Below are 22,053 nucleotides of genomic sequence, written 5' to 3' on the forward strand. Positions count from 1 at the left end.
CCACCGCGGCCCCGGTCTTGTAAACCGTCCTGGTGGGGCGGGGGGCGGGGCCCGCGGGGCCCTGCGCGGGGGGGGGGCGGGGGGGACGGGTGCGGGGGTTACCGGGTCCCGCCGCCCGCCCCGGCACGGTTGCGCGGGACCGCGCCGCACGCATGGGTAGTGGCCCCCCATTGATCCCCGTACCGTTCCGGAGGTCCGCTGGAGAGCGGCCCGGTACCGCGCTCCCCCGCACGCCCCGGACGCCTCCCCCACACGTCACAGCGAGCAGAGCCAGGTGAACGGCATGCACGACCCCCACGAACCGCCGCGCCGGACGGTGCGGCGCACCGCGATGTACCTGCGCTGCCGCCCGTACGACCCGAGGGAGGCCGACTACGTACGGTCCGCGATGGAGCACCTGGCCGGCCGCCTCTCGCTGCCCGTCCCGGACGTCTACGCCGACCACGGGCTGAGCGCCCGGGGGCCGCTGCCGGCCCTGGCGAGCCTGCTGACGGCGGCGGAGCGCGGCTGGGTGGACGTCGTGCTGGTGCCCGGACCGTTCGTGTTCGCGCTGGACGACCGCGCGGCGGCGGCGACCGTCCGGCGGCTCGCGCGGGCGGGCTGCGCGGTCGTCGAGACGCCGGGACGGGTCGTCCGGCCCGCCGGGGACGTCCCGGTCCGCCGGTACCTTCCCGCCGCCTGGTCCGACCTGCCGGGCCCGCGCGCCGGCGCGGGCGGCGTGCCGGTACCGCACCCGGCGCTCTGAGCCCGCCGGGACGCCCCCGACCGGGCCTCGCCGTCCGCAGCACGGCCACCGGGCCCGAACGCCGACAGCCGCGTCCCCGCGTCCCCGCGCCGCCCGCCGTCCGCCGTCCGCCGTCCGCGACACCGGCCCCGGAGCCGGCGGACCGCAGCAGCACCCGGCCACCCGCCCGCCCGACCCCGCCGGCCGGCCCCGCCACCGGTGGCCCCGGACCCGCCCGCGCCCGCCCCACCGCCACGACCGCTCCCCGGCCCGGCCGGCGGACCCGCCCGACGCGGGCCGCCCGGGCGCGGGCATCATAGGGACATGCCCGCTCAGAGACGATCCGCCCCCGGCCGGGCGCCCGGCCACCGGGCCGGCAGCCGCCGGGCACGGTGCCGGTGAACCGCCCGCCGGCACCGTCCGCCCCGGAGGACGCCACCGGGCGGCCCGCCTTCGTCGGCCGGGCCGCGGAGCTCGCCCGGCTGACCGCGGCGCTGTCCCGGCCGCCCGCCGTGGTGCTCGTCGAGGGCGAGGCCGGCAGCGGCAAGTCACGGCTGGTCGCCGAGGCCCTGCGCGCCGCCTCCGACCGCGCGGCCGGCGACGCCGCGCCCCCCACCGGCGCACCGCCCGGGCGCGCGGTGCTCGTCGGCCGCTGTCACCCGCTGCGTGCCCCGGAGCCGTTCGGGCCCGTGGTGGACGCGCTGCGCGACGCCGCGGCCCTGCTGCCCCCGCCCACGGCCCTGCCGCCCAGCACCGGCGCGCTGCGCCGGGTGCTGCCGGACCTCGCCGACCGGCTGCCCGCGGCACCGCCGGAGGGCGGGGAACTGCTGTCGGCCCACCGGCTGCTCGCCCAGGGGGTGCGGGCCCTCCTGACGGTGCTCGACGACCCGGTCCTGGTGGTCGAGGACGTCCAGTGGGCCGACGACGCGACCCTCGACCTGCTGCTCCGGCTGGCCCGCGACCTCCCGCCCCGGCTCTCCCTGGTGATCTCCTACCGCCCCGAGGAGCTGCCGCCCGGCGCCCCGGCACCCGCCGCCGCCTTCCGGAACCCGTCCGGCGGGGCCGTGGGCCCGGTCCTGCTCGGTCCGCTGTCCGCGCCCGAGGTCGCGGAGCTGGCCCGCTCCGTGCTGGGCCCGGCGGCCACCCCCGAGCTCGCCCGGATCCTGCACGAGCGCAGTCTGGGCCTGCCGCTGGCCGTCGAGGAGGACCTGCGCGCCCTGACCGGCCCGCGTCCCGCCGAGCGGGCCCCGGCCGGCCGGGGCGGCACCGACCAGGGCGCCGCGGAGCGTCCGCTCCCCCGGCGGACCGGCGACCTCGCGGCGGAGCTGGCCGCCGCCGGGGTCCCGCGCGGTCTGCGCGACGCGGTGGCCGGGCGGCTGGCCCGGCTCGGCCCGGACGCCGCGGCCGTGGTCGCCGCGGCCGCGGTGCTCGGGGCGCCCGCCGACGAGGACCTGCTCACCGCCGTCGCCGGGCTGGACGCCGGGGCGGGCGCCGACGGCCTCACCGAGGCGCTGCACACGGCCGTCCTGCACGAGACCTCGCCCGACCGGTACGCCTTCCGCCACCCGGCGGCCGGGCCGGTCGCACGGGAGCGGACCCCCGGGCCCCGGCGCCGGGCGCTGCACCGGCGGGCGGTCGCCGCGCTGGAGCTGCGGGAACCCCGGCCGCTCGCCCGGATCGCCGAGCACACCCTGGCCATGGGCGACCGCAGTGCCTGGCAGGACCTCGCCCAGGCGGCGGCCGACCAGGCCGTGGCGCTCGGTGACCCCGGCGGCGCCCGCCGGATGCTGCGCAGCCTGCTCGACGAGCCCGATCTCGACCCGCCCCGGCGCGGCCGGGCGGCCCTGGCGCTGGCGCGGCTCGCGGCCGACGACGTCGATCCGGCGGCCAGCGTGCAGGTGCTGAGCGGCATGGTCGCCGACCCCCGGCTGCCGGTCGCCGACCGTGGCGAGATCCGGCTGGCGCTCGGCTTCCTGACGGCGGTGCACAGCGGCAACCGGGCCGGCTTCGACCGGATGCGGGAGTCCGTGGACGAGCTGACGGAGCGCCCGACCCGGGCCGCGCGCGCCATGGTGGCGGTCGCCATGGACGAACGCGACGGCGCCGGACGGCACGCCTGGGAGTGGCTCGCCCGGGCCGAGCGGCTGCTGGCGGACAATCCGGACGAGGAGGTGGCCGCCGCGGTGCTGGCCACCTCGCTGACCTTCCGGGCCCGGGCGGGCGACCCGGCGGTCTGGGACCGCCTGGACGAACTGCCGCGCGCCTCCGGGAGTCCCGAGGTGATGCGCCAGACCACCCGGGCGCTGTACAACACCGGCGAGATCGCCATCGAGCTGGGCTACGACACCCGGGCCGCGCACCTGCTGACGGAGAGCCGGCGGATGGCGCGGCTGACCGCCATCCCCTATCTGGAGTGCTACAGCCGGCTCGCGCTGATCCGGCTCGACATGCTCGCCGGGCGCTGGGACGGGGTGGAGGAGCGCTTCGAGGCGCTGGGCGCGGAGTTCGACGACCTGGCGATGGCCGGGGCCGAACGCTCGCTGCTGTTCGGGCGGCTGGCGGCGGCGCGGGGCCGGCTGGCCCCGGCCCGCGAGGAGTTCGAGATCGCCGTCCGGTTCGGGCAGCGGGAGTCGCAGGTGACCGTCGCGCTGCGCGCCGCCGCCGGGCTCGGGGGTCTGCAACTGCTGGAGGGCGACACCGCCGGGGCCGCCGCCACGGTGGGCCGGGCGGTGGCCACCGCCCGGCAGGCGGACGCCTGGCCGCGGACCGCCGAGCTGCTGCCGGTCGCGGTGGAGGCGCTGCTCGCGACGGGCGGGCGGGGCGAGGCGGGCGCGGTCGTGGAGGAGGCCGCCGGGGCGCTGACCGGCCGGGACGCGCCCGCGGTCTCGGCGGCCCTGGACCAGGCCCGGGGGCTGCTGGCGGCCGCGGACGGCGGGCCGGAGGCGGCGGAGGTCTTCGTCCGGGCCCGGGACCGCTGGCACGACATCGGGCGGCCGTACGAGGCGGCCCGGGCCGACGAGCGGATCGCCGCGGTGCTCGCCGTCGGCGACCGGGTCCGGGCGGCGGAGCGGGTGGCCGCCGCCGAGCGGGTCTACCTCGGTCTGGGGGCAACCACCGACACCGCCCGGTGCCGCAAGCTGCGCCGGGACCTCGATCTCGGCGGAATCGTCTCGCCGGGGCGCCGGGGCTACGGCAAGCAGCTGTCGCCGCGCGAGCGGCAGGTGGCGGAGCTGCTCGCACAGGGGACCGCGAACCAGGACATCGCCCAGGCGCTCTTCCTGTCGCCCCGCACGGTGGAGCACCACGTGGCGAACGTGCTGCAGAAACTGGGCACCACCCGGGCGGGGACGGCGCAGGCGCTGGCGCGGGCCGACACCGAGGACGCGGCGGGCGGGAACGGCTGATCCGCCGTCCGCCGGGGTGGCGGTCCGGCCCCCAGCGTTCCCGGCGACCGATAGGTAGTCGCCCGCATTGATCCGGCCGGTCCCGGCCGGTTCCCTGGTGGTCACCGGTGAGCGAGCGGGGCAGCCGCTCCCCGACCAGGAGGGAACACCAGAGATGAACGCACGTCATCACGCGCCGAGCGCGCACGTCCTACCGGCGGCGGACGACCCGGCTCCGGCCGGGATCGCGGTCCGGATCTCCCCCTCCCCCCGCAAGGCCGGCCACCATCCGCTCGCCCTGGTCCGGCTGGCCCGGCTGAGCCGCTCGGGCCCCGCCGTGCACTGGACGCACTGAACACCTCTCCGGACGCTTCTCCGGACACCTCGTCCGAGACACCTCTCCGGGCCGCGTGCGGGCGGTCCCGGCGGACTCACGGACACGCGGCGGGCCCCACCCGGCAGACCGGGTGGGGCCCTTGCCGTGCGGACGGCACGGCGGTGGCTCGCTCAGCAGCCGGCCGGCACCACGACGGTGGCGGTGGCGGGCGGCCAGCCCCACTGGGTGGTCTCCAGCGTCGCGGAGGCGGTCGAGCCGCACGGGACGGTGCCCGTGATCCGGGCCACGCCGGTGCTGGACCGGTCCACCAGAACGGTCGGCGAGACGCTGCCGAGCCCGGCGCCGCCCACCACCGCCGCGGTCATCCGGTAGGACACCGAGCGCGGCGTCCAGCCGACGCCGCCGGGCGAGGACTGGCCGAAGAAGGTGACCTGGTCGCCGCTGACGACGGCGCAGATCTCGTTGACCACCACACCCCGGTAGCCGGTGACGCAGGTGCCCGGGACGGGCCCGGAGACGGCGGTGCCGGAGACCGCGGCGGCGGACACGGCGGCGGCCTGGACGGTGCCGGACACGGTCAGGGCGGCGGCGGTGACGAGGATGGCGAGGGGCCGGTTCATCGGGCGATTCCCGTTCGTGGGTAGGGACGACGGCGTGAAGCCATGTGACATTTCACGCTTCACATCGCACATGCTGGCATCGATTCGCGCGGAACTCCTAATTCCACCCTTCTCTTTGAAGCCCGGTGTCGATTTCAGCCTTCGGATGACCGATTCCTGTCGTGGCATCACCCTTCATGACGCCCGGTGTCCGCTCATGAACACTTCATTGCAGCCGTTGCCCGGGCCGCCCGCCGCCACGCAGGATGAACCGGCCCGGCCGCGCGGGCGAACGCGCGGCGGACGGGCGGCCGACAGGAGGCGATCGTCGTGTCCGCGCAGCAACTCCATCTCGCCCTGCTCCCACCCGGGGCCGGGGGCACCGGCCCGGCCGGCCTCGCCGGACTCGACCGGCTCGCCCGCACCGCGGAGCGGGGGAGGTTCGACTTCCTCCTCCTCGGCGGCCACCGGCCCGGCGACACCGCCGCCCCGGGCCCCGGCGCGGCCGGCCGCCCCGAGGTGCTGACCCTCCTCGGCGCCCTCGCCGCCACCACCGACCGGATCGGGCTGGCCGCCGGCCTCGGCCCCGCCGTCCACGAGCCCTACGAGCTGGCCCGGCGACTGGCCACCCTCGACCACCTCAGCGGGGGCCGCGCCGCCTGGAGCATCACGGCCGGCCACGACCCGGCCGCCGACGGGAACCTCCGGCACGGCGGCCTCCCCACCGACACCGACCCGCACGCCCACGCCACCGAGTTCCTGCACGCCGCCCGGACGCTGTGGGACAGCTGGGCGGAGGACGACGTCCCGGCCGACCGGACCGGCGGCACGTTCGTCCGGGCCGGCGCCGGCGCCTTCACCCACCGCGGCACGCACTTCGACATCACCGGCCGTTTCACCACGCCCCGCACGCCCCAGGGCCACCCGGTGGTCGTCCGGACCGTCACCTCCCCGCAGGACGGCGAACTCGCCGCCGCCGGCGCCGACGTGGCCGTCGTCCCGCACCTCGCGCTCGCCGAGGCCCGGACGCTGCGTCAGGACCTCGGCGCCCGGCTCGCCGGACACGGCCGGTCCCCCGACGGGCTCAGGGTGCTCACCGCCGTCGGGTACGTCCTCGGTGACAGCCCCCGGGAGGCACGCGAACGCCTGGCCGCCGCCGGCCCGGGCGGCGCCGGCGTACCCGCCCCGGCCTTCGTCGGCACCCCGGACCAGGTGGCCGAGGCGCTCACCGAATTCGTCCGGGGCGGCGGCTCGGACGGCTTCCTCCTCACCCCGCACCCGGCCTCCGGGTCGCCCGACGCGTCCGACGGGTCCGACGGGTCCGACGGGTCCGACGGGTTCAACGCCTTCGATGCCTTCGTCGACCGGGTCGTGCCGCTGCTCCAGGCCGCCGGCGTGCACCGCACCGAGTACGCCGGCCCCACCCTCCGCGACCACCTCGGGCTCGCCCCGACCCGCCGACCGAGCCGGGAGACCACCGCATGAGCAGCCCCGCGAGCCCCGCCGGCCCCGGTGCCACGGCCGCCACGGCCGCCCCCGCCGAGCCCTCCGGCACCGACCGCGGCCTGCCGCCGCTGCACCTCGCCGTCGCCCTGGACGGGGCCGGCTGGCACCCGGCCGCCTGGCGGGCCGAGGGCGCCCGCCCCGGCGAGCTGTTCACCGCCGGCTACTGGGCGGACCTGGTGACCGAGGCCGAGCACGGCCTGCTCGACCTGGTCACCTTCGAGGACGCCCTGGCCCTCCAGTCGGAGAGCCTGCGCGGCCCGGACGACCGCACCGACCAGGTCCGCGGCCGGCTCGACGCCGTGCTGATCGCCGGCCGGGTCGCGCCGCTGACCACGCGGATCGGCCTGGTGCCGACCACCAACGTCACCCACACCGAGCCGTTCCACCTGTCCGCCGCCCTCGCCACCCTGGACCACACCAGCGGCGGCCGGGCCGGCTGGCGGCCGCAGATCTCCGCCCGCGCCGACGACGGCGGCCACTTCGGGCGGCGCGCCACCCCGCGGCTCGTGGAGGGCGACCTCGCCTCCTCCGACCGGATCTCCGCACGCCTCGCACCGCTCTTCGACGAGGCCGCCGAGGTGCTGGAGGTCGTCCGCCGGCTCTGGGGCAGCCGGACGGACGGCTGGACGAACGGCCGGGAGAGCGGCCGGGAGGACGGTGGGGCCGACGGGGACGGCACCCGCCGGATCGACTTCGACGGCACCCACCTCTCCGTCCGCGGCCCGTCCGCCACCCCCCGCCCGCCGCAGGGACAGCCCCCGGTCACCGTCCTCGCCCACGCCCGGATCCCCTACGAACTGGCGGCCAGGGGCGGCGACGTCGTCTTCGTCACCCCGCACTCCGCCACCGCCACGGCTTCGGTCCTCGGCGAGGTCACGGCCGCCGCCACCGCCGTCGGCCGACCCGCCGAACGCCCCCTCAAGGTCTTCGCCGACCTGCTGGTCCTCCTCGACGACCGCCCCGGCGAGGCCGCCCGGGCGAAGGAGCGGCTCGACGAACTCGACGGCGCGCCGCTCGCCACCGACGCCGAGATCTTCACCGGCACGCCGGCCGAACTCGCCGACCTGCTGCTGGAACGACAGTCCGTGGACGCGCACGGACTCCGGCTCGACGGCTTCCGGCTGCGCCCCGCCCGCCTCCCGCACGACCTGCTGGCGATCACCCGGGGGCTCGTCCCCGAGCTCCAGCGGCGCGGCGCGTTCCGCACGGCGTACGAGGCCGACACCCTCCGCGGCCACCTCGGCCTGCCCGGGCCCTCCGCCCCGCGGGTCTGACACACCGGTGGCCGGGCCTTCGGGGGCCCGGCCACCCCACCTCACCGGCCCCCCCGCGCGGCCGGCCCGGGGCACCCGGAGCCCCGCGGACCCCCCGGCGGCCCGCGGAACGGTGTCCGCACGAACAGCCACCGGCGGGCCGACGGGCCGTCAGGTCCGGTACGAAGCGCCCCGGCCCGGTGGCCCGGCTGTCGGTGCCGGGCCGTAGATTCGGCGGGACCGAGCACCGGCCGAGCGATTCGGCGCCACACGGACAGGACACCGAGCCCGATGAACCCCGCGACCCAGATACCCCCGAGCGAGGCGCACGGCGTCGCGCTCACCGAACGCGTCATCGCCTCCGTCGGGGCGGATCCGCACCGCCGGATCCTCGACTACAGCGAGTGGGCCGGGCCCTGGCTCACCGGCGAGCCCGAGCCGCTGCCGGCCGGGGCGCCGGCCTGGGCGGTGTTCCCGAGCGGACGCCCGCTGCCGCCGAGCCTGCGGCGCTGGCTGGCCTTCGACACCGGCCTGCTGCGCCGGTTCGGCTGGCTCGACGAGCACGACGCCTTCGTGCCCCGCCCGCTCGGCGAGCTGGCCCGGGACGAGTTCGGCGACATGTGGGGTTCCTGCTTCGACGGCGTGTCCGAGCGCTTCGACGAGTGCTTCCTGCTGCCGGGCGGCTCCGACTCGCGCCGGGTCCTGGTGACGAGCAGCGGCGACGACCACGGCGAGTACCCGGTGGTCGCGCTCGACGTGGACGACATCCCCTGCGTCGAGCTGATGTACCCGGGTCTGGACGTCTATCTGGCGCACACGGCCGGGATCGTCACGGCACGGGGCGAGGGGTACTCCTGCCTGGCCCGGGACCGGGTGTACAGCCGCCGGATGATCACCCACGCCCAGCACCTGTTCTCCGGCGAGTTCGCCGAGGAGTGCTTCCCGGACCTCTGAGGCGGGCGTCGGCGGGGGCGGGCACGAGCTGCGGACGGCCGTCCTGGCCAAGCCCAACGGGTGGTTCGGGCGGTGCCGCACGGCGTTCGTCGCACCGTTGCGTCGTCTCGTCGTCCACCCGGCGCCGACCCGCCGGTGGGAGCGCGCCCGGCGCGACCGCCGGACCCTGCTCGCCGACGGCGGCCCCGGCCCCGTCGGACAGCCGCCCGGCCCGAACCCCGTCCCCACCCCGGTCCCGCGGCCACGCAGGTGGCCTGCGCGGACGTGGCAGACTGCCCGCCATGAGCGAGCACGAGGCGGCCGGCGTCCCGCTTCTGGTGGTGGACGGGGCCAACGTCGTGGGTTCGGTCCCCGACGGCTGGTGGCGGGACCGGCGGGGCGCGGCCGAGCGGCTGCGCGACGCGCTCGCACCGGTCGCCGCCGCCGGGATCCCCGGCGACCGCTCCGGCCTGCCCGCCTGGGCGCGGACCGGTCCGCTGGAGGTGCTGCTCGTCGTCGAGGGCGCCGCCCGCGGCGTGACCGGCACGCCGGGGGTCCGGGTCGAGGCCGCGGCCGGCAGCGGTGACGACCTGATCGTCGAACTGGTCGCGGCGGCCTGGACCGCCCGTCCCGGACGGGACTGTCTGGTCGTCACGGCCGACCGCGGGCTGCGGGCCCGGGTCACGGCGCTCGGCGCCGACGTGACGGGCCCGCGCACCGTCCGGCCCGCCTGACCCCGCCCCACCACCCGGCCCGGCCCCGTCACCCGCCCGGGCAGTCGCCGCACGGCCGCCGGTTCCCCCTTTCGGCTGATCGGGGCGACGGCCGGCCCCCGACCGCGCCCGGCCGTACCGGCACGCCCCGGACCGGCGCGGATCGGCCCGTGCCCCGGCCGTAGCACGAACCGGACCGTGCTCGTGGCAAGTTCACCGGGAGACCGCCCGCATTGGCGAACCGGGAGCGAGCGCCGCTTCCGGGTGCACCGGGAGCGGTAAACCTGGAGCCGACGCCGACCCGGCCGCGGGCCCCGGCGTCCGGCCGGGCCCTCCCGCCGGCACGCGCCCCGTCCCAGGGCGCCGTACCGCGAGGGCGCCGCCGTGCCACCCCACCCACCCCGCCCCGGCCCCGCCGGGTCCCGTCCCGTCCCCCACTCTTCCGATCGTTTGAGGATTCTGAATGCTTGGTGCTGGTTCGTCACCCGGACGCCGGCGCTCCGCCCCCGTGCTCGTCTGGCTCCTGCCCACCGTCGTGACGGCCGCCGTCGCCACCGTCACGGTGACCGCCGCCTCCCCCGGCGCACGCACCGCGGTCGCCGTCTGCGCGGTCGTGGGCACCATGGCGGTGGTCCTGGTGGCCGCCGAGGCCGCCCGCCGGGGCCGGGCGACGGAGGAGCTGCGCGCGCGGGCCGTCCAGCGCGAGGGCGAGTTGATCCGCCGGCTGACCCGGCAGGAGACCGAGTACATCCGGCTCGCCAAGTCCGTCCTGCCCGCCGCGATGACCCGGCTGTCGATGGGCGAGGGCCTGGACAAGGTCGTCGACGCGTACACCCTCCAGGACGTCACGGTCGGCGCCGAGTTCCGGGCCGCGCAGCAGACCCTGCTGCGCGCCGTGCTGGAGACCGTGGAGAACGAGGAGGTGCTGCGCGAGTCCGCCCAGCGCTCCTTCGTGAGCATCGCCCGCCGCGTGCAGGCGATCGTCCACCGGCAGGCCGCCGAGCTGCGCAGCATGGAGCACGCGCACGGCAACGACCCCGCCGTCTTCGACGACCTGCTGCTGCTCGACCACGGCAACGCCCTCATCGGCCGCCTCGCCGACAGCATCGCGGTGCTCGGCGGCGCCCGGCCGGGCCGCCAGTGGAACAGGGCGGTGCCGCTGTACAGCGTGCTGCGCGGCGGCATGTCCCGGATCCTCGACTTCCAGCGGGTCGAGCTGCACCCGGTCTCCGACGTCGCGGTGATCGGCCCGGCCGTCGAACCGCTCATCCACGCGGTGGCCGAACTCCTGGACAACGCCACCCGCTACTCCCCGCCGCACACCGGGGTGCACCTGACCGCGGTCGAGGTGCAGACCGGGATCGCGATCGAGATCGAGGACGGCGGGCTGAGCCTCAGCGAGGAGGGCCGGGCCCGGGCCGAGCGGATGCTCGCCGAGGCGCAGGCCGGCATCGACCTCAACGACCTCGGCGAGTCCCCGCGGCTCGGCCTGGCGGTCGTCGGCCGGCTCTCCAAGGCGTACGGCTTCCAGGTGTCGCTGCGTCCCTCGGCCTACGGCGGGGTGCGGGCGGTGCTGGTCGTGCCGCAGGAGCTGATCACCACCGCCCCGGCGACCGGGCGCGCCCACGGGATCGGCGTCACCGGCTCGTCCGGCCCGGACCCGGTGGACGACCGCCGGCCGCACACCACCCGCCCGCCGCGCCGCCCGCTCACCGGGTCGCTGCCCGGCCCGCTCACCAGCGGCGGGGACGGTGTCCCGGTGGTCACCGAGCGCACCGCCAACGGCCTGCCCCGGCGGCGCCGGCACGCCGCGCCGTCCCCCGGCCGCGGCGGCCCGGCGGGCCGCGGTTCCGCCGCCCGGCCCACCGGTCCCACGGCCGGCCCCGTCGGCGGCCCCACCTCGGCCCCGGTCAACGGGGTGAGCCCGGTCAACGGCGCCGGGCCGGCCAGGGGCGCGGCTCCGGCCGGCGGCGGGGGCGGCGCTCCGGAGGCGGTCCAGCCGGGCCTCTGGCTGGCCGCCTTCACCGAGGGCGTCAACGGCACCGGCCCTGCCGGCCACAGCAACGAAGACTCGACGGGGACCCGGAGGGACGAGCGGTGATCAAGCCACGGACCAACATGGACTGGCTGCTCAAGCAGCTGGCGGACGAGGTCCCGCTCGTCCGGAACGTCGTCGTGCTCTCCGCCGACGGCCTGCGGATCGCCCAGCACGGCACCGAGACCGACACCGCCGACCGGCTCGCCGCCGCCTGCGCGGGCCTCCAGAGCCTCGCCTCCGCGGTCGGCCACGAGTTCCCGCACGGGGACGGCCGGATGCGGCTGGTGGTGATCGAGATGAGCGGCGGGTTCTTCTACCTGATGGCGGCCGGCGCCCGCGCCTACCTCGCGGTGCTGGCCGACGAGGGCGTGGACGCCGGACTGATGGGCCAGCGGATGCGCGACCTGGTCGCCCGGATCGGCGAGCACCTCAGTACGCCTCCGCGAAGGGGCGAGCCCGTCGCATGAGCACCACCGGCCAGGACCTGGGCGACGAACCCCCGGAGCGCTTCTACGTGATCACGCGCGGCCACTCCCGGACGGCCGGACGGGCCGCGTTGGACCTGGTCACCCTGATCGTCTCCCGGGCGGAGCCCACCCCCTCGATGCCGCCGGAGCACGCGGCGGTCCTGCGGCTGTGCGGGTCGCCGCTCTCCGTGGCCGAGATCTCCGCCTACCTGCGGCTCCCCGTCAGCGCGGTCACCGTGGTGCTGGCGGACCTCGTGGCCGAGGAACGGGTCGAGGCACGCGCCTCCGTCCCGGCCGCGCTCCTTCCCGACCGTGCCCTCTTGGAGGCGGTGATGCATGGACTTCAGCGGCTCTGACACGGTGCTCGGGCCGGCGGACGAGGACCTGCTGCCGGACTCGGCCGCCTCGGCCGTCAAGGTGGTGATCGTCGGCGGCTTCGGGGTCGGCAAGACGACCCTGGTCGGCTCGGTGAGCGAGATCCGCCCGCTGACCACCGAGGAGACGATGACCCAGGCCGGGGCGGAGGTGGACGACCTGGCGGGCATCGAGCGCAAGTCCGAGACCACCGTCGCCATGGACTTCGGCCGGATCAGCATCAGCGACGAGCTGGTGCTCTACCTGTTCGGCACGCCCGGCCAGGAGCGGTTCTGGTTCCTGTGGAACGGCCTGTTCGAGGGGGCGCTGGGCGCGGTCGTGCTGGTGGACACCCGGCGGCTGGAGGTCAGCTTCGACGTGATCGGCCGGCTGGAGGACCGCGGCGTGCCGTTCGTCGTCGCGGCCAACGCGTTCCCGGGCGCCCCCGCCTACCCGGACGAGGAACTGCGGCTCGCGCTCGACCTGCCGCCCGAGGTGCCGATCGTCGCGTGCGACGCCCGGATCCGCGCGTCCGGGCGGGACGTGCTGCTCGCACTCATGCACTACCTCTACGACCTCGCGCACTGAACCGCCCACCGCCCGCCCTCCCCTCCCCGTCCCCCACCCGCCGACGCCCCCGGAGACACCGTGACCAGCCCGTTCCGCGACGACGCCGCCCTCGCCCCGCCGGCCGGCTGCCCCGCCCACCGCACCGGTGGACCGGGCGCCCCCGACGCCCCCGGCCAGGACGGCCCGGACGGACCCGGCCCCGACGAGCCCCACCTGGACGAGCTGCCCGTGGCGGAGCTGCTGCCGCTCTACGGCCCGGCCGCCGAGGCCGACCCCGTGGGCCTCTACGAGCAGCTGCGCGCCGAGTACGGCGAGGTCGCGCCGGTCCGGCTGCACGGCGACCTCCCGGCCTGGCTGGTCCTCGGCCACTCCGCGAACCTCACCGTGATGCGCACCCCCTCGCGCTTCTCCCGGGACTCCCGGCGCTGGACCGCCTTCCAGCAGGGCCGGGTGGCGGCGGACTCCCCGCTGATGCCGGTGATCGCCTGGCAGCCGCTCTGCGTCTTCGCGGACGGCGCCGAGCACCGCCGATTGCGCGGCGCCGTCACCGACGGTCTGAACGGCACCGACCGGCGCGGGGTGCGCCGCTTCGTCGCCCGCTACACCGCCGAACTCGTCGAGCGGTTCGGCGGGACCGGCCGGGCCGAGCTGGTCAGCGGGTTCGCCGAGCACCTGCCGATGCTGGTGATGACCCAGCTGGTCGGCATGCCCGAGGAGTACGGACCGCGCCTGGTCGAGGCGGCGCGCGACCTCATGAAGGGCACCGAGACGGCCATCGCCAGCAACGACCACGTGGTGGCGGCGCTGCGGCGCACCGTCGAGCGCAAGCACGGCGATCCCGGCCCCGACCTGTGCACCCGGCTGCTGCAGCACGGGGCCGGGCTGACCGACGAGGAGGTGATGGAGCACCTGCGGGTCGTGCTGCTGGCGGCGAACGAGACCACCGTCAACCTGATCGCCGACACGCTGAAGATGATCCTCACCGACGACCGGTTCCGCGCCCACCTGTCGGGCGGTCACATGACCGTGCCGGACGCGCTGGACCAGGTGCTGTGGGACGCGCCGCCGATGTCGCTGGTCGCCGGGCGCTGGGCGACCGGCGACACCGTGCTCGGCGGCCGTCCGGTCCGGGCCGGGGACATGCTGCTGCTCGGCCTGGCCGCCGGGAACGTCGACCCGGTGGTCCGGCCGGACCTCGCGAAGCCGCTGCACGGCAACCGCTCCCACCTGTCGTTCGGCAGCGGCCCGCACGAGTGCCCGGGCCAGGACATCGGCCGGGCGATCGCGGAGGCCGGGATCGACTGCCTGCTCACCCTGCTGCCCGATCTGCGGCTCGCCGTCCCGGAGTCGGAGCTGACCTGGACCTCGGCGTGGCTGTCCCGGCACCTGGTCGCGCTGCCGGTGGAGTTCACCCCGCGCGAGCGGGAGGCCGGGGCGGCGGACGCCGCGGCCACCGCGCCCGCCGCCCCGGCGGGAACCGCCCCGGTCCCCCCGGCCGGGGCGCCGTCCCCGGTCCCGCTCCCCCGGCCCCGGCGCGGGCTGTGGGACGCCCTCACCGGGTGGCTGCGCCGCTGAGCGGTGTGCGCGGGCGGCGGCCGGCGGATCACGTCGACGGCGGCCCGCCGCCACGGTCCGGGCCGCCGCGTCAGCGGGTGAGGAACGGGAGCAGGACGGCGGTGAGTTCGGCGGGTGCGTCCAGGGCGACGAGGTGGGCCGAGGCGGGGAACTCGGCGAGGGCCGCGCCGGGGATGCCGTCGGCGTAGCGGCGGGCGATGGCGCGGAAGTCCGGGACGTCGAGCGCGCCGATGCCGACCAGGGTGGGGACGGCGATGGCGGCGAGGTCCCCGGTGCCGGGGCCGAGGGAGTGCTCGCCCACGGTGTCCTGGTGCGTCAGCGCGGTCCGCAGCGGGCCGCGGAGCCGGTCGGCCAGGCCGTCGGGAACCTCGTCCCACCCGCGGGCGGGCCCGCGCAGCCACATGTCCAGGTTCACCCGGACGGCGGTGTCGAGGTCGCCCGCCTCCAGGGCGGCCGTCTCGGCCCCGTCGTAGGCGACCATGTCCGCGCCCCAGTCGTACCCCGGCCACGGCGGGGCCAGCAGCGTCAGGGAGTGCACCCGTCCGGGGTGGGTGAGGGTGAAGCCCGCGGCCACCCGGCCGCCCCAGGAGGCGCCGACCAGCCGGACCCGGTCGTGGCCGAGGTGGTCCAGCAGGCGCAGCAGGTCGTCGCTCTCGCTGTACGGGCCGGCCGGGGGCGCGGACTCGCCGAAGCCGCGCAGGTCGTAGCGGACCACGGTGTACCGGCGGGCGAGGGCGGGCACGACCGCGTCCCACATCCGGTGGTCGGCGATGCCGGCGTGCACGAGGACGACGGGCGGCCCGTCGCCGGAGACGGCGTAGGAGAGGTGGCCGAGGTCGTCGGCGAGGGTCAGCATCCGCAGATGTTCGCAGGTGGGCGGCGTGCGTGCCACCGGTTTCGGAGCCGCCCGGTGCGCCCCCGTCCGCCCGGACGTGCGCCGGGGCGGACTCGCCCGGGGAGGTTTACCGCCCGCTCCGGGGTGCCATATCCGAGGCCATACCGGAACTGACGAACCGTCGGTCCGGTTCGGACCGAGGGAGGGGACACCGTCATGACGGACATCCACCGGTCGGCGCTGCGGTACACCGCCGACATCACCGTGCAGGACATCGACGCCCTGGCCGGGTTCATCGACCGTCGGATAGCCCTGCTGCGCGAGGCGGACGGCGCGCCGGGAGGCGAGGAGGAGCGGGTCGGGGGCGCACTCGCGCAGACGGTCGCGGCGCTCCACGGGAGCGCGCGGGAGGTGCTCGGCGCGCTCGCCGTCCGGGCCGCGGCGGCCGCGGCGGCGGCCCGGGAAGCGGGCGGCGGGCCGGCGGGGGCGGGCGGGGCCGGGGAGGGCGTGCGGTACCCCGACGAGGTGCCGGAGGAGCTGATGGTCCGGCTGAGCACGCTGTGGAGGTACCTGCTCACGGCCGCCGAGGCGTGGAGCCACCTGCCGGACTACGACGTGGCGCGCTGGCGGCTGGACGGCCACCTGGACGCCGAGCACGAGGCGCGGGCCCGCTGGCAGGAGGCGGGCCAGGCCTGGTAGCGGGCGAGCCCCCGGCTGCCGCCTCCGCCCGTTCCGACACGGGCGGGAGCGGGAGCCGGGGGCGGTGCGGTCAGCTCCAGGGGTTGGCGGGCTGGTCGTCGATGCGGACCCAGAAGCGGACGTTCTTCGGCAGTTCGCCGTTGGCCCAGAACGTCCAGCCGCCGCGCTGCGAGTAGTTGGGGCCGTAGCGGCCGTCGTGGAACTCGGCCTGGCGCCAGTTGCTGCCGTACTGCGCGCGGCAGACGGCGTTGGCCGCATCCGGGCTGGTCAGCTCGGTGCCCCTGACGGGGCGGCTGATCCGCACCTCGCCCTGGGCCCAACCGGTGTAGAAGCCGATCTGGATCCCGGGCGGCGCGGGCCGGTAGTCCTTGTCGAGGCAGAGCAGCGGCAGCGTTTCCGAGGCGGGGGTGTCGCCGTGGTACGGGTCGCTGACGCTGCCTCCGGGGCCGCCGACCAGGACCGCGTGGCCCGCGCCGTAGTCGAGGAGCTCCCAGGTCAGACCGGGGTGGTTGGCCGTCGGAGCGGCCTGCGCGGCCGGCGCGGCGGCCAGCGGCGCGAGGGCGGCCACGGCGGTCGCGGCCGCGACGGCCGCGAGGCGCTTGATGCGGTTCATGCGTTCCTCCAGGGGAACTTCGGGGCGGGAGTGGTCACGGCACCGACACCCCGCGGGGCCGGCACAGCTCGACCCTCTCAACCGCGCGCATCATTCTGGCATGATCTGCTCATCGGTTCGTCACCAAACCCGACGGGCCGACAGCGCTGTGTGCGGCGCCCTGGGGAGGGGAAGCGCATGGAGTTCGCGATTCTGGGCCCGCTGGAAGTGCGGACCCGCGGGGGCGAACGGGTCCCGTTGGGAGGCGTGCGCCAGCAGCGGTTGCTCGCGGCCCTGTTGCTGAACGCGGGCGGCGCCGTGCCGGTGGCCCGGCTGGTGGACGCCGTCTGGGGCGACCGGCCGCCGGCCACCGCCGACCGTCAGGTCCGCAACCTCGCCGGGCTGCTGCGCCGCGGCTTCCGCGCGGCCGACCCGGCCGGACCGCCCGCGCTGGTCACCGAGGGGCGCGGCTACCTCGTCCCGCTGGAGGGCCACCGGCTGGACGCCCGGGCCTTCGGCGACGCCCTCGCCCGCTCCCGCCGGACCGCCGCCGCCGGACGGACGGCCATCGCCGCGGAGGAGCTGCGTGGGGCCCTGGCCCTCTGGCGGGGGCCGGTGCTCGACGGGCTGGCGGGCCGTTCGCTCACCGCGGGCGCGGTGCCGCTGGACGAACTGCGGCTGACCGCCTGGGAGGACTGTCTCGACCTGGAGGCGGCGCTGGGCCGGCACCGCGCGAGCATCCCCGAGCTCATCGCCCTGGTCGCCGACCATCCGCTGCGGGAACGGTTCGTCGGACAGCTGATGCGCGCGCTGCACGCCTCCGGGCGGACGGCGGACGCCCTGACGGTGCACCGGCGGTTCACCACCCGGCTGGTGGAGGAGCTCGGCCTCGACCCGAGCCCGGAACTGCGGCGGCTGCACCTGGAACTGCTCACCACCGAACCGGGCCGGGAGGCCGGGCCCGCGCACGCCCGGCGCGGCGGCACCGGCGGCCGCCCCCGCAGTGCCGTCCACCCCGGTGCCGACCCTGCGGGGACCGGCGGAGCGGGCGGTGCCGACGCGGACGGCACCGGCGGCGAGGCGGCCGCCGGGCCGGTGCCGGGAGCACCCGCCCCCGTGCCCCGCACGGCGGTGCCCCGGCCCGCCCAGCTCCCCTCCCCGATCGCCACCTTCACCGGCCGCGGCACGGAACTCGGCGCCCTGGACGCCTTCGCCGAGGCCGCGGTCCCGCCCGCCGGACCCGGCGCTCCCCCGGCCGGCACCCCGGCCTCGCGGATCTGCGTGGTCTCCGGCAGCGCCGGGATCGGCAAGACCACCCTGGTCGTCCAGTGGGCGCACCGCATGCGCGACCGCTTCCCCGGCGGCCAGCTCTACGCCGACCTGCACGGCTTCTCCACCGAGCCCCCGCTGCCGCCGCACGCCGTGCTGGCCCGCTTCCTGCGCGCCCTCGGGGTGCCCGGCGAGCAGGTGCCGAGCATCCCGGAGGAGGCCGCGGCCCTGTACCGCTCGCTGCTGGCCGACCAGCGGGTGCTGGTCGTCCTGGACAACGCGCGCAGTGCCGAACAGGTCCGCCCGCTGCTCCCGGGCGCGCCGGAGTGCGTGACCGTGGTGACCGGCCGCGGCGGCCTGGCCGGGCTCACCGCCCGGGACGGCGCCCGCCGGCTGGTCCTGGACCTGATGCCCCCGCCGGACGCCGTCGCGCTGCTGGACCGCGTCATCGGCGACGGGCGCGCCCGGTCCGAGCCGGCCGCCGCCGCCGAACTGGCCGACGTCTGCGGCCGGCTGCCGCTCGCCCTCGCCATCGCCGCCGGCCGGCTCGCCGAACGGCCCGGCCGCACCGTCGCCGACCACGTCGCGGAACTGCGCGACACCGAGGACCGGCTGACCGCGCTGGCGATCGACGGCGACGCCGGCTCCGCCGTCCGCGCCGCGCTCGACCTCTCCTACCACGCGCTGCCGGCCGCCGCCCGCGCCCTGTTCCGGCTGCTCCCGCTCGCCCCGGGCCCCGGCCTGGACGCGGCGGCGGCCGCCGCGCTCCGCGGCGGGCGCGTCGCCGCCGTGCGCCCCGTGCTGGAGCAGCTGACCGCCGCCCATCTGCTCACCCACGAGGGCGGGGACCGCTACCGGCTGCACGACCTGCTGCGGCTGTACGCCGCCGAACGCGCGGCCGCCGAGACCGACCCGACGGTGCGCACCGCCGCCGGCGAGCGGCTCGCCACCTGGTACCTGCACCACGCCGACGCCGCCGCCCGGCTGCTCACCCCGCACCGCCGGCGGATCCCGCTCCCCGCGCCCGCGCCCTGGTACGAACCGCCCGGGTTCGCCGGCCCGGCCGAGGCGCAGCGCTGGTGCGAGGGGCGGCACACCCAGCTGCTGAACGTGGTGCGGGCGATCGGCGGGCACGGTCCGGCCGATCTGGCCTGGCGGCTGCCGGTGGTCCTGTGGAGCTACTACTTCACCAGTCCGCACCTGGAGGACCGGGCGGAGGCGGCCGGCCTCGCGGTGGCCGCGGCCGGGCGGGCGGGTGACCGGTACGGCGAGGGCCATGCCCGCAACGACCTGGCGACGGCGCTCGGCGCGCTCGGCCGGCACGACGAGGCGGTGGCCGAACTCCGGCTCGCCCGTGCCCTCTTCGTGTCGATCGGGGACCGGGGCGGCGAGGCCCATGTGATCGGCAACCTGGGCGGCCACTGCGCCGGGGCGGGCTCCTTCGGGCAGGCGCGGCTGCACTTCCAGGAGGCGCTCGCGCTGCTCGTCGCGGAGCCGGAGGAACAGCGGGACGACTGGGCGATCCGGGCGTGCGAGACCAACCTGGGGGTCACGGCGATGCTGGCGGGCCGGGACGAGGAGGCGGGCGAGTACCTGCACCGGGCCCTGGACCGGCACCGCTCCACCGGTGATCCGGTGCTGGAGGGCATCACGCTCTACCACCTGGGCAACCACCACCGCCGGCTGGACCGCCCCGAGGAGGCGGCCGTCCGGCTCCGGCAGGCGCTGGCGGTGATCGACGGCGCGACCGGCCACCCCCTCCTGCGCGCCGACGTGGTGACCGCGCTGGCCGCGCTGGAGGAGGGCCGGCACCCCTGACGGCCGGCCGGTACCGCGGCGGTCCCCGGGGCGTCCCGGGCGTCCCCCGGCCGGGTGGTCGTGGGGACGGGACGGCACGGCGGGCGGCCGGGCGGAGGTGGTGCGTGGTCGGATGGACGGTCGGCGTCGGGGTGCGCGTGGGGAGGGTCGGGGACGGTGCGGCGGCTCAGGGCGGTGGCGGCGGTCCTGGCGGCCGCGGTGCTCGGCGCGGCGGCACTGGCTCCGGCCGGGCCCGCGGACGGCGGCGGGGACGCGGGCGGGAGCGGCAGCGCGGCGGTGGCGCAACGGTGGCCGGCCGGCGGCGGGACCGGGGCTCTCGGCGCGATGGCGGGGCCGGGCGGACTCGGCGGACCGGGTGGACCCGGCGGCAGCGGCGGTTTCGGCGGTTTCGGCGCGGCCGGGCGGCTGCGGCTGCTCGCCGGGGTGCTGCGCCAGGACCGGCCGGGCAGCGGCTGGTACCTGGTCGGCGGGGCGCACCTGGTGCTCAACCTGACGGTGGAGTCGGCCGATCACGAGCGGATCGTGCTGCGCTTCCCGCCCGCGCGCCGTGTGGTGTCCGTGCTCTGCGGGCCCGACGAGACGTACGCGCCGCTCGGCTACTCCTGCGGCGCCTCGGTCTCGCTGGACGCGGTGACCGTCCGGCTGGGGCGGGGAGGACGGCCCGCCGACCCGCTGGCCACCGCGGCCGGCCCGTACGCGAACTTCTGGCTGCTCGGTCTCGTCGAACAGCGCTGAGCGCTGCGCCGTGCGCACCCGCCCTTGACGGAAGCGTCCATGAAAAGGTCTTCTGTACCACGGAGTTGACCCGGCCTTGACCGGCCGGTGGCGGCGCGCTCCGGGCGGGGTATAGCACCGGGCCGCATACCCGGGTGACATCTCCCCCGCCGACGGACGGGGCTCCTACGGTTTCGGCAACCCCCACACCCTGACCGCAGGAGACCCCCATGCTCCGACGACCCGCCAGGGCCGCGTGCGCCGTCCTGGCCACCGCCGCCCTGGGTCTGACGGCCCTCCAGGGCACCGCCGGTGCCGCCCCCACGCCCACCGGACCCGCCGTCGCCGCCCTGGCGGCCGCCGCGTCCGCCCCGGACACCCTCGGTGTCGCCACCGCCTCGCCCGAGGTGATCGACGCGCTGCAGCGCGACCTCGGCCTGACGGCCGCCCAGGCCCGCTCCCGGCTCGCCAACGAGGCCCGGGCCGGCGCCCGGGCCGGTGCACTCTCCCAGGGTCTGGCCGCGGGTTGGGCCGGTTCCTGGGTGGAGGGCGCCGACGCCTCGCTGGCCGTCGCCACCACCCGCGCCTCCGACGCCGCCACGATCCGCGCGGCGGGCGCCCGGCCGGTGCTCGTCGACCGGCCGCTCGCCGCGCTGGAGGGCACGCTGGCCGCGCTCGACCGGGCCGCCGGGCGCGGCTCCGAGAGCCACGCCGACGCGCTCGCCGCCGCGGTGCGCTACGTCGACGTGCGGAACAACTCCGTGGTGGTGCAGGCCACCGACCGGGCCGCGGCCGAGCGGCTGGTCGCCGCGGCCGGGGTGGACCGGGCGGCGGTCCGGGTGGAGACGGTGGCCGAGGCCCCGCGTCCGCTCTACGACCTGCGCGGCGGCGACGCCTACTACATCGGCGGCAGCTCCCGCTGCTCGATCGGCTTCCCGATCACCAAGGGCACCACCCAGGGCTTCGCGACCGCCGGGCACTGCGGCCGGGCCGGCGCCAGCACGACCGGTTCCAACCGGGCCGCCCAGGGCAGCTTCCAGGCCTCGGTCTTCCCCGGGAACGACATGGCCTGGGTCGCCGCCAACAGCAGCTGGACGGCCACCCCGTACGTGAACAGCGCGTCCGGCGCGGTGAGCGGCTCGGTGCAGCAGCAGGTCGGCGCCTCGGTCTGCCGCTCCGGCTCCACCACCGGCTGGCACTGCGGGACCATCCAGCAGCACGGCACGAGCGTCACGTACCAGGAGGGCACCGTCTCCGGCGTGACCAAGACCAACGTGTGCGCCGAGCCCGGTGACTCCGGCGGCTCGTTCATCTCCGGCACCCAGGCGCAGGGCGTGACCTCCGGCGGGACGGGCAACTGCTCGCAGGGCGGCGTCACCTACTACCAGCCGGTCAACCCCATCCTCCAGGGCTACGGGCTGACCCTGAAGACCGACTCGCAGGGCCCCGGCCCCGGCCCGGGCCCCGGCCCGGGCAACCCCGGCGGCACCTGGGCGGCGGGCACCGTCTACAAGGCCGGTGACACCGTGACCTACGGCAGCTCCTCCTACCGCTGCCTCCAGGGCCACCAGGCCCTGGTCGGCTGGGAGCCGCCGAACGCGCCGGCCCTCTGGCAGGCCGCCTGAGCCGGGGCGTGACCCGGGGCGGGCGCGGCGGCCGTGCGGCGCCCGCGCC

At 77.7% G+C, this 22,053-nt stretch carries 19 protein-coding genes; 16 read left to right on the plus strand and 3 right to left on the minus strand.

The window, feature by feature from the left end; genetic code table 11:
• The first annotated feature begins 283 nt into the window (after positions 1-283).
• The 3 genes from ACFCX4_RS19320 to ACFCX4_RS19330 all read left to right on the plus strand — a co-directional run bounded on the left by ACFCX4_RS19320 (position 284) and on the right by ACFCX4_RS19330 (position 4,462).
• Positions 284-745 (plus strand): hypothetical protein, encoded by a 462-nt coding sequence (locus ACFCX4_RS19320; RefSeq protein WP_376143941.1) that lies wholly within the window; start codon positions 284-286, stop codon positions 743-745.
• Between the two features lie 377 nt (positions 746-1,122).
• A complete protein-coding gene (locus ACFCX4_RS19325) occupies positions 1,123-4,128 on the plus strand; it encodes an AAA family ATPase (protein ID WP_376143943.1) in 3,006 nt (1,001 codons plus the stop codon).
• A 154-nt stretch (positions 4,129-4,282) separates the two neighbouring features.
• On the plus strand, positions 4,283-4,462 hold the full coding sequence (locus ACFCX4_RS19330; RefSeq protein ID WP_376143945.1) for a hypothetical protein: 180 nt from the start codon (positions 4,283-4,285) through the stop codon (positions 4,460-4,462).
• A gap of 152 nt (positions 4,463-4,614) precedes the next feature.
• Here the strand turns inward: ACFCX4_RS19330 and ACFCX4_RS19335 are convergent, their stop codons facing one another.
• Positions 4,615-5,064, minus strand: coding sequence for a hypothetical protein (locus ACFCX4_RS19335; protein WP_376143947.1), 450 nt, complete (start codon positions 5,062-5,064; stop codon positions 4,615-4,617).
• Positions 5,065-5,373: 309 nt separating this feature from the next.
• Between ACFCX4_RS19335 and ACFCX4_RS19340 the strand changes: the two genes are divergently transcribed.
• The 9 genes from ACFCX4_RS19340 to ACFCX4_RS19380 all read left to right on the plus strand — a co-directional run bounded on the left by ACFCX4_RS19340 (position 5,374) and on the right by ACFCX4_RS19380 (position 14,452).
• Positions 5,374-6,528 carry an LLM class flavin-dependent oxidoreductase gene (locus ACFCX4_RS19340; RefSeq protein WP_376143949.1) on the plus strand — a complete coding sequence of 385 codons (1,155 nt, stop codon included), beginning with the start codon at positions 5,374-5,376 and terminating at the stop codon, positions 6,526-6,528.
• Entirely contained in the window at positions 6,525-7,823 is a 1,299-nt protein-coding gene (locus ACFCX4_RS19345) for an LLM class flavin-dependent oxidoreductase (RefSeq protein WP_376143951.1), read from the plus strand. The genes ACFCX4_RS19340 and ACFCX4_RS19345 overlap by 4 nt, the downstream gene beginning before the upstream one ends.
• A gap of 270 nt (positions 7,824-8,093) precedes the next feature.
• On the plus strand, positions 8,094-8,756 hold the full coding sequence (locus ACFCX4_RS19350; RefSeq protein WP_376143953.1) for a hypothetical protein: 663 nt from the start codon (positions 8,094-8,096) through the stop codon (positions 8,754-8,756).
• 281 nt (positions 8,757-9,037) lie between these two features.
• Positions 9,038-9,469 (plus strand): NTP pyrophosphohydrolase, encoded by a 432-nt coding sequence (locus ACFCX4_RS19355; protein ID WP_376143955.1) that lies wholly within the window; start codon positions 9,038-9,040, stop codon positions 9,467-9,469.
• 442 nt (positions 9,470-9,911) lie between these two features.
• Positions 9,912-11,549 (plus strand): ATP-binding protein, encoded by a 1,638-nt coding sequence (locus ACFCX4_RS19360; protein WP_376143957.1) that lies wholly within the window; start codon positions 9,912-9,914, stop codon positions 11,547-11,549.
• Between the two features lie 17 nt (positions 11,550-11,566).
• Entirely contained in the window at positions 11,567-11,953 is a 387-nt protein-coding gene (locus tag ACFCX4_RS19365; RefSeq protein WP_376143977.1) for a roadblock/LC7 domain-containing protein, read from the plus strand.
• On the plus strand, positions 11,950-12,309 hold the full coding sequence (locus ACFCX4_RS19370; RefSeq protein ID WP_376143959.1) for a DUF742 domain-containing protein: 360 nt from the start codon (positions 11,950-11,952) through the stop codon (positions 12,307-12,309). Before ACFCX4_RS19365 ends, ACFCX4_RS19370 begins: the two co-directional genes overlap by 4 nt.
• Entirely contained in the window at positions 12,290-12,895 is a 606-nt protein-coding gene (locus ACFCX4_RS19375; protein ID WP_376143961.1) for an ATP/GTP-binding protein, read from the plus strand. The genes ACFCX4_RS19370 and ACFCX4_RS19375 overlap by 20 nt, the downstream gene beginning before the upstream one ends.
• Before the next feature lie 60 nt (positions 12,896-12,955).
• A complete protein-coding gene (locus ACFCX4_RS19380) occupies positions 12,956-14,452 on the plus strand; it encodes a cytochrome P450 (RefSeq protein WP_376143963.1) in 1,497 nt (498 codons plus the stop codon).
• Between the two features lie 70 nt (positions 14,453-14,522).
• Here the strand turns inward: ACFCX4_RS19380 and ACFCX4_RS19385 are convergent, their stop codons facing one another.
• On the minus strand, positions 14,523-15,308 hold the full coding sequence (locus ACFCX4_RS19385) for an alpha/beta fold hydrolase (RefSeq protein ID WP_376143965.1): 786 nt from the start codon (positions 15,306-15,308) through the stop codon (positions 14,523-14,525).
• A gap of 195 nt (positions 15,309-15,503) precedes the next feature.
• On the opposite strand from ACFCX4_RS19385, the gene ACFCX4_RS19390 reads away from it, so the two are divergent.
• The gene (locus ACFCX4_RS19390) at positions 15,504-15,986 is read left to right on the plus strand and encodes a hypothetical protein (RefSeq protein ID WP_376143967.1); all 483 of its coding nucleotides are present in this window, start codon (positions 15,504-15,506) and stop codon (positions 15,984-15,986) included.
• A gap of 70 nt (positions 15,987-16,056) precedes the next feature.
• Here the strand turns inward: ACFCX4_RS19390 and ACFCX4_RS19395 are convergent, their stop codons facing one another.
• Positions 16,057-16,599 carry a hypothetical protein gene (locus ACFCX4_RS19395; RefSeq protein ID WP_376143969.1) on the minus strand — a complete coding sequence of 181 codons (543 nt, stop codon included), beginning with the start codon at positions 16,597-16,599 and terminating at the stop codon, positions 16,057-16,059.
• 177 nt (positions 16,600-16,776) lie between these two features.
• Here ACFCX4_RS19395 and ACFCX4_RS19400 point away from each other — a divergent pair, with 177 nt between their 5' ends.
• The 3 genes from ACFCX4_RS19400 to ACFCX4_RS19410 all read left to right on the plus strand — a co-directional run bounded on the left by ACFCX4_RS19400 (position 16,777) and on the right by ACFCX4_RS19410 (position 22,004).
• Positions 16,777-19,665 (plus strand): BTAD domain-containing putative transcriptional regulator, encoded by a 2,889-nt coding sequence (locus ACFCX4_RS19400; protein WP_376143971.1) that lies wholly within the window; start codon positions 16,777-16,779, stop codon positions 19,663-19,665.
• Positions 19,666-19,821: 156 nt separating this feature from the next.
• The gene (locus tag ACFCX4_RS19405) at positions 19,822-20,400 is read left to right on the plus strand and encodes a hypothetical protein (RefSeq protein WP_376143973.1); all 579 of its coding nucleotides are present in this window, start codon (positions 19,822-19,824) and stop codon (positions 20,398-20,400) included.
• 209 nt (positions 20,401-20,609) lie between these two features.
• Positions 20,610-22,004, plus strand: coding sequence for a carbohydrate-binding protein (locus tag ACFCX4_RS19410; RefSeq protein WP_376143975.1), 1,395 nt, complete (start codon positions 20,610-20,612; stop codon positions 22,002-22,004).
• Positions 22,005-22,053: the final 49 nt, after the last annotated feature.

The organism is Kitasatospora sp. NPDC056327, from assembly GCF_042261735.1.
In the GTDB taxonomy this organism is placed as follows: domain Bacteria; phylum Actinomycetota; class Actinomycetes; order Streptomycetales; family Streptomycetaceae; genus Kitasatospora.

What these genes read in the sequence shown, in the direction of transcription:
- ACFCX4_RS19335 (WP_376143947.1), bottom strand. Translation starts at nt 5,064, where the DNA reads ATGAACCGGCCCCTCGCCATCCTCGTCACCGCCGCCGCCCTGACCGTG.
- ACFCX4_RS19370 (WP_376143959.1), top strand. Translation starts at nt 11,950, where the DNA reads ATGAGCACCACCGGCCAGGACCTGGGCGACGAACCCCCGGAGCGCTTC.
- ACFCX4_RS19345 (WP_376143951.1), top strand. Translation starts at nt 6,525, where the DNA reads ATGAGCAGCCCCGCGAGCCCCGCCGGCCCCGGTGCCACGGCCGCCACG.
- ACFCX4_RS19365 (WP_376143977.1), top strand. Translation starts at nt 11,567, where the DNA reads ATGGACTGGCTGCTCAAGCAGCTGGCGGACGAGGTCCCGCTCGTCCGG.
- ACFCX4_RS19400 (WP_376143971.1), top strand. Translation starts at nt 16,777, where the DNA reads ATGGAGTTCGCGATTCTGGGCCCGCTGGAAGTGCGGACCCGCGGGGGC.
- ACFCX4_RS19360 (WP_376143957.1), top strand. Translation starts at nt 9,912, where the DNA reads ATGCTTGGTGCTGGTTCGTCACCCGGACGCCGGCGCTCCGCCCCCGTG.
- ACFCX4_RS19385 (WP_376143965.1), bottom strand. Translation starts at nt 15,308, where the DNA reads ATGCTGACCCTCGCCGACGACCTCGGCCACCTCTCCTACGCCGTCTCC.
- ACFCX4_RS19410 (WP_376143975.1), top strand. Translation starts at nt 20,610, where the DNA reads ATGCTCCGACGACCCGCCAGGGCCGCGTGCGCCGTCCTGGCCACCGCC.
- ACFCX4_RS19355 (WP_376143955.1), top strand. Translation starts at nt 9,038, where the DNA reads ATGAGCGAGCACGAGGCGGCCGGCGTCCCGCTTCTGGTGGTGGACGGG.
- ACFCX4_RS19320 (WP_376143941.1), top strand. Translation starts at nt 284, where the DNA reads ATGCACGACCCCCACGAACCGCCGCGCCGGACGGTGCGGCGCACCGCG.
- ACFCX4_RS19375 (WP_376143961.1), top strand. Translation starts at nt 12,290, where the DNA reads ATGGACTTCAGCGGCTCTGACACGGTGCTCGGGCCGGCGGACGAGGAC.
- ACFCX4_RS19395 (WP_376143969.1), bottom strand. Translation starts at nt 16,599, where the DNA reads ATGAACCGCATCAAGCGCCTCGCGGCCGTCGCGGCCGCGACCGCCGTG.
- ACFCX4_RS19330 (WP_376143945.1), top strand. Translation starts at nt 4,283, where the DNA reads ATGAACGCACGTCATCACGCGCCGAGCGCGCACGTCCTACCGGCGGCG.
- ACFCX4_RS19350 (WP_376143953.1), top strand. Translation starts at nt 8,094, where the DNA reads ATGAACCCCGCGACCCAGATACCCCCGAGCGAGGCGCACGGCGTCGCG.
- ACFCX4_RS19390 (WP_376143967.1), top strand. Translation starts at nt 15,504, where the DNA reads ATGACGGACATCCACCGGTCGGCGCTGCGGTACACCGCCGACATCACC.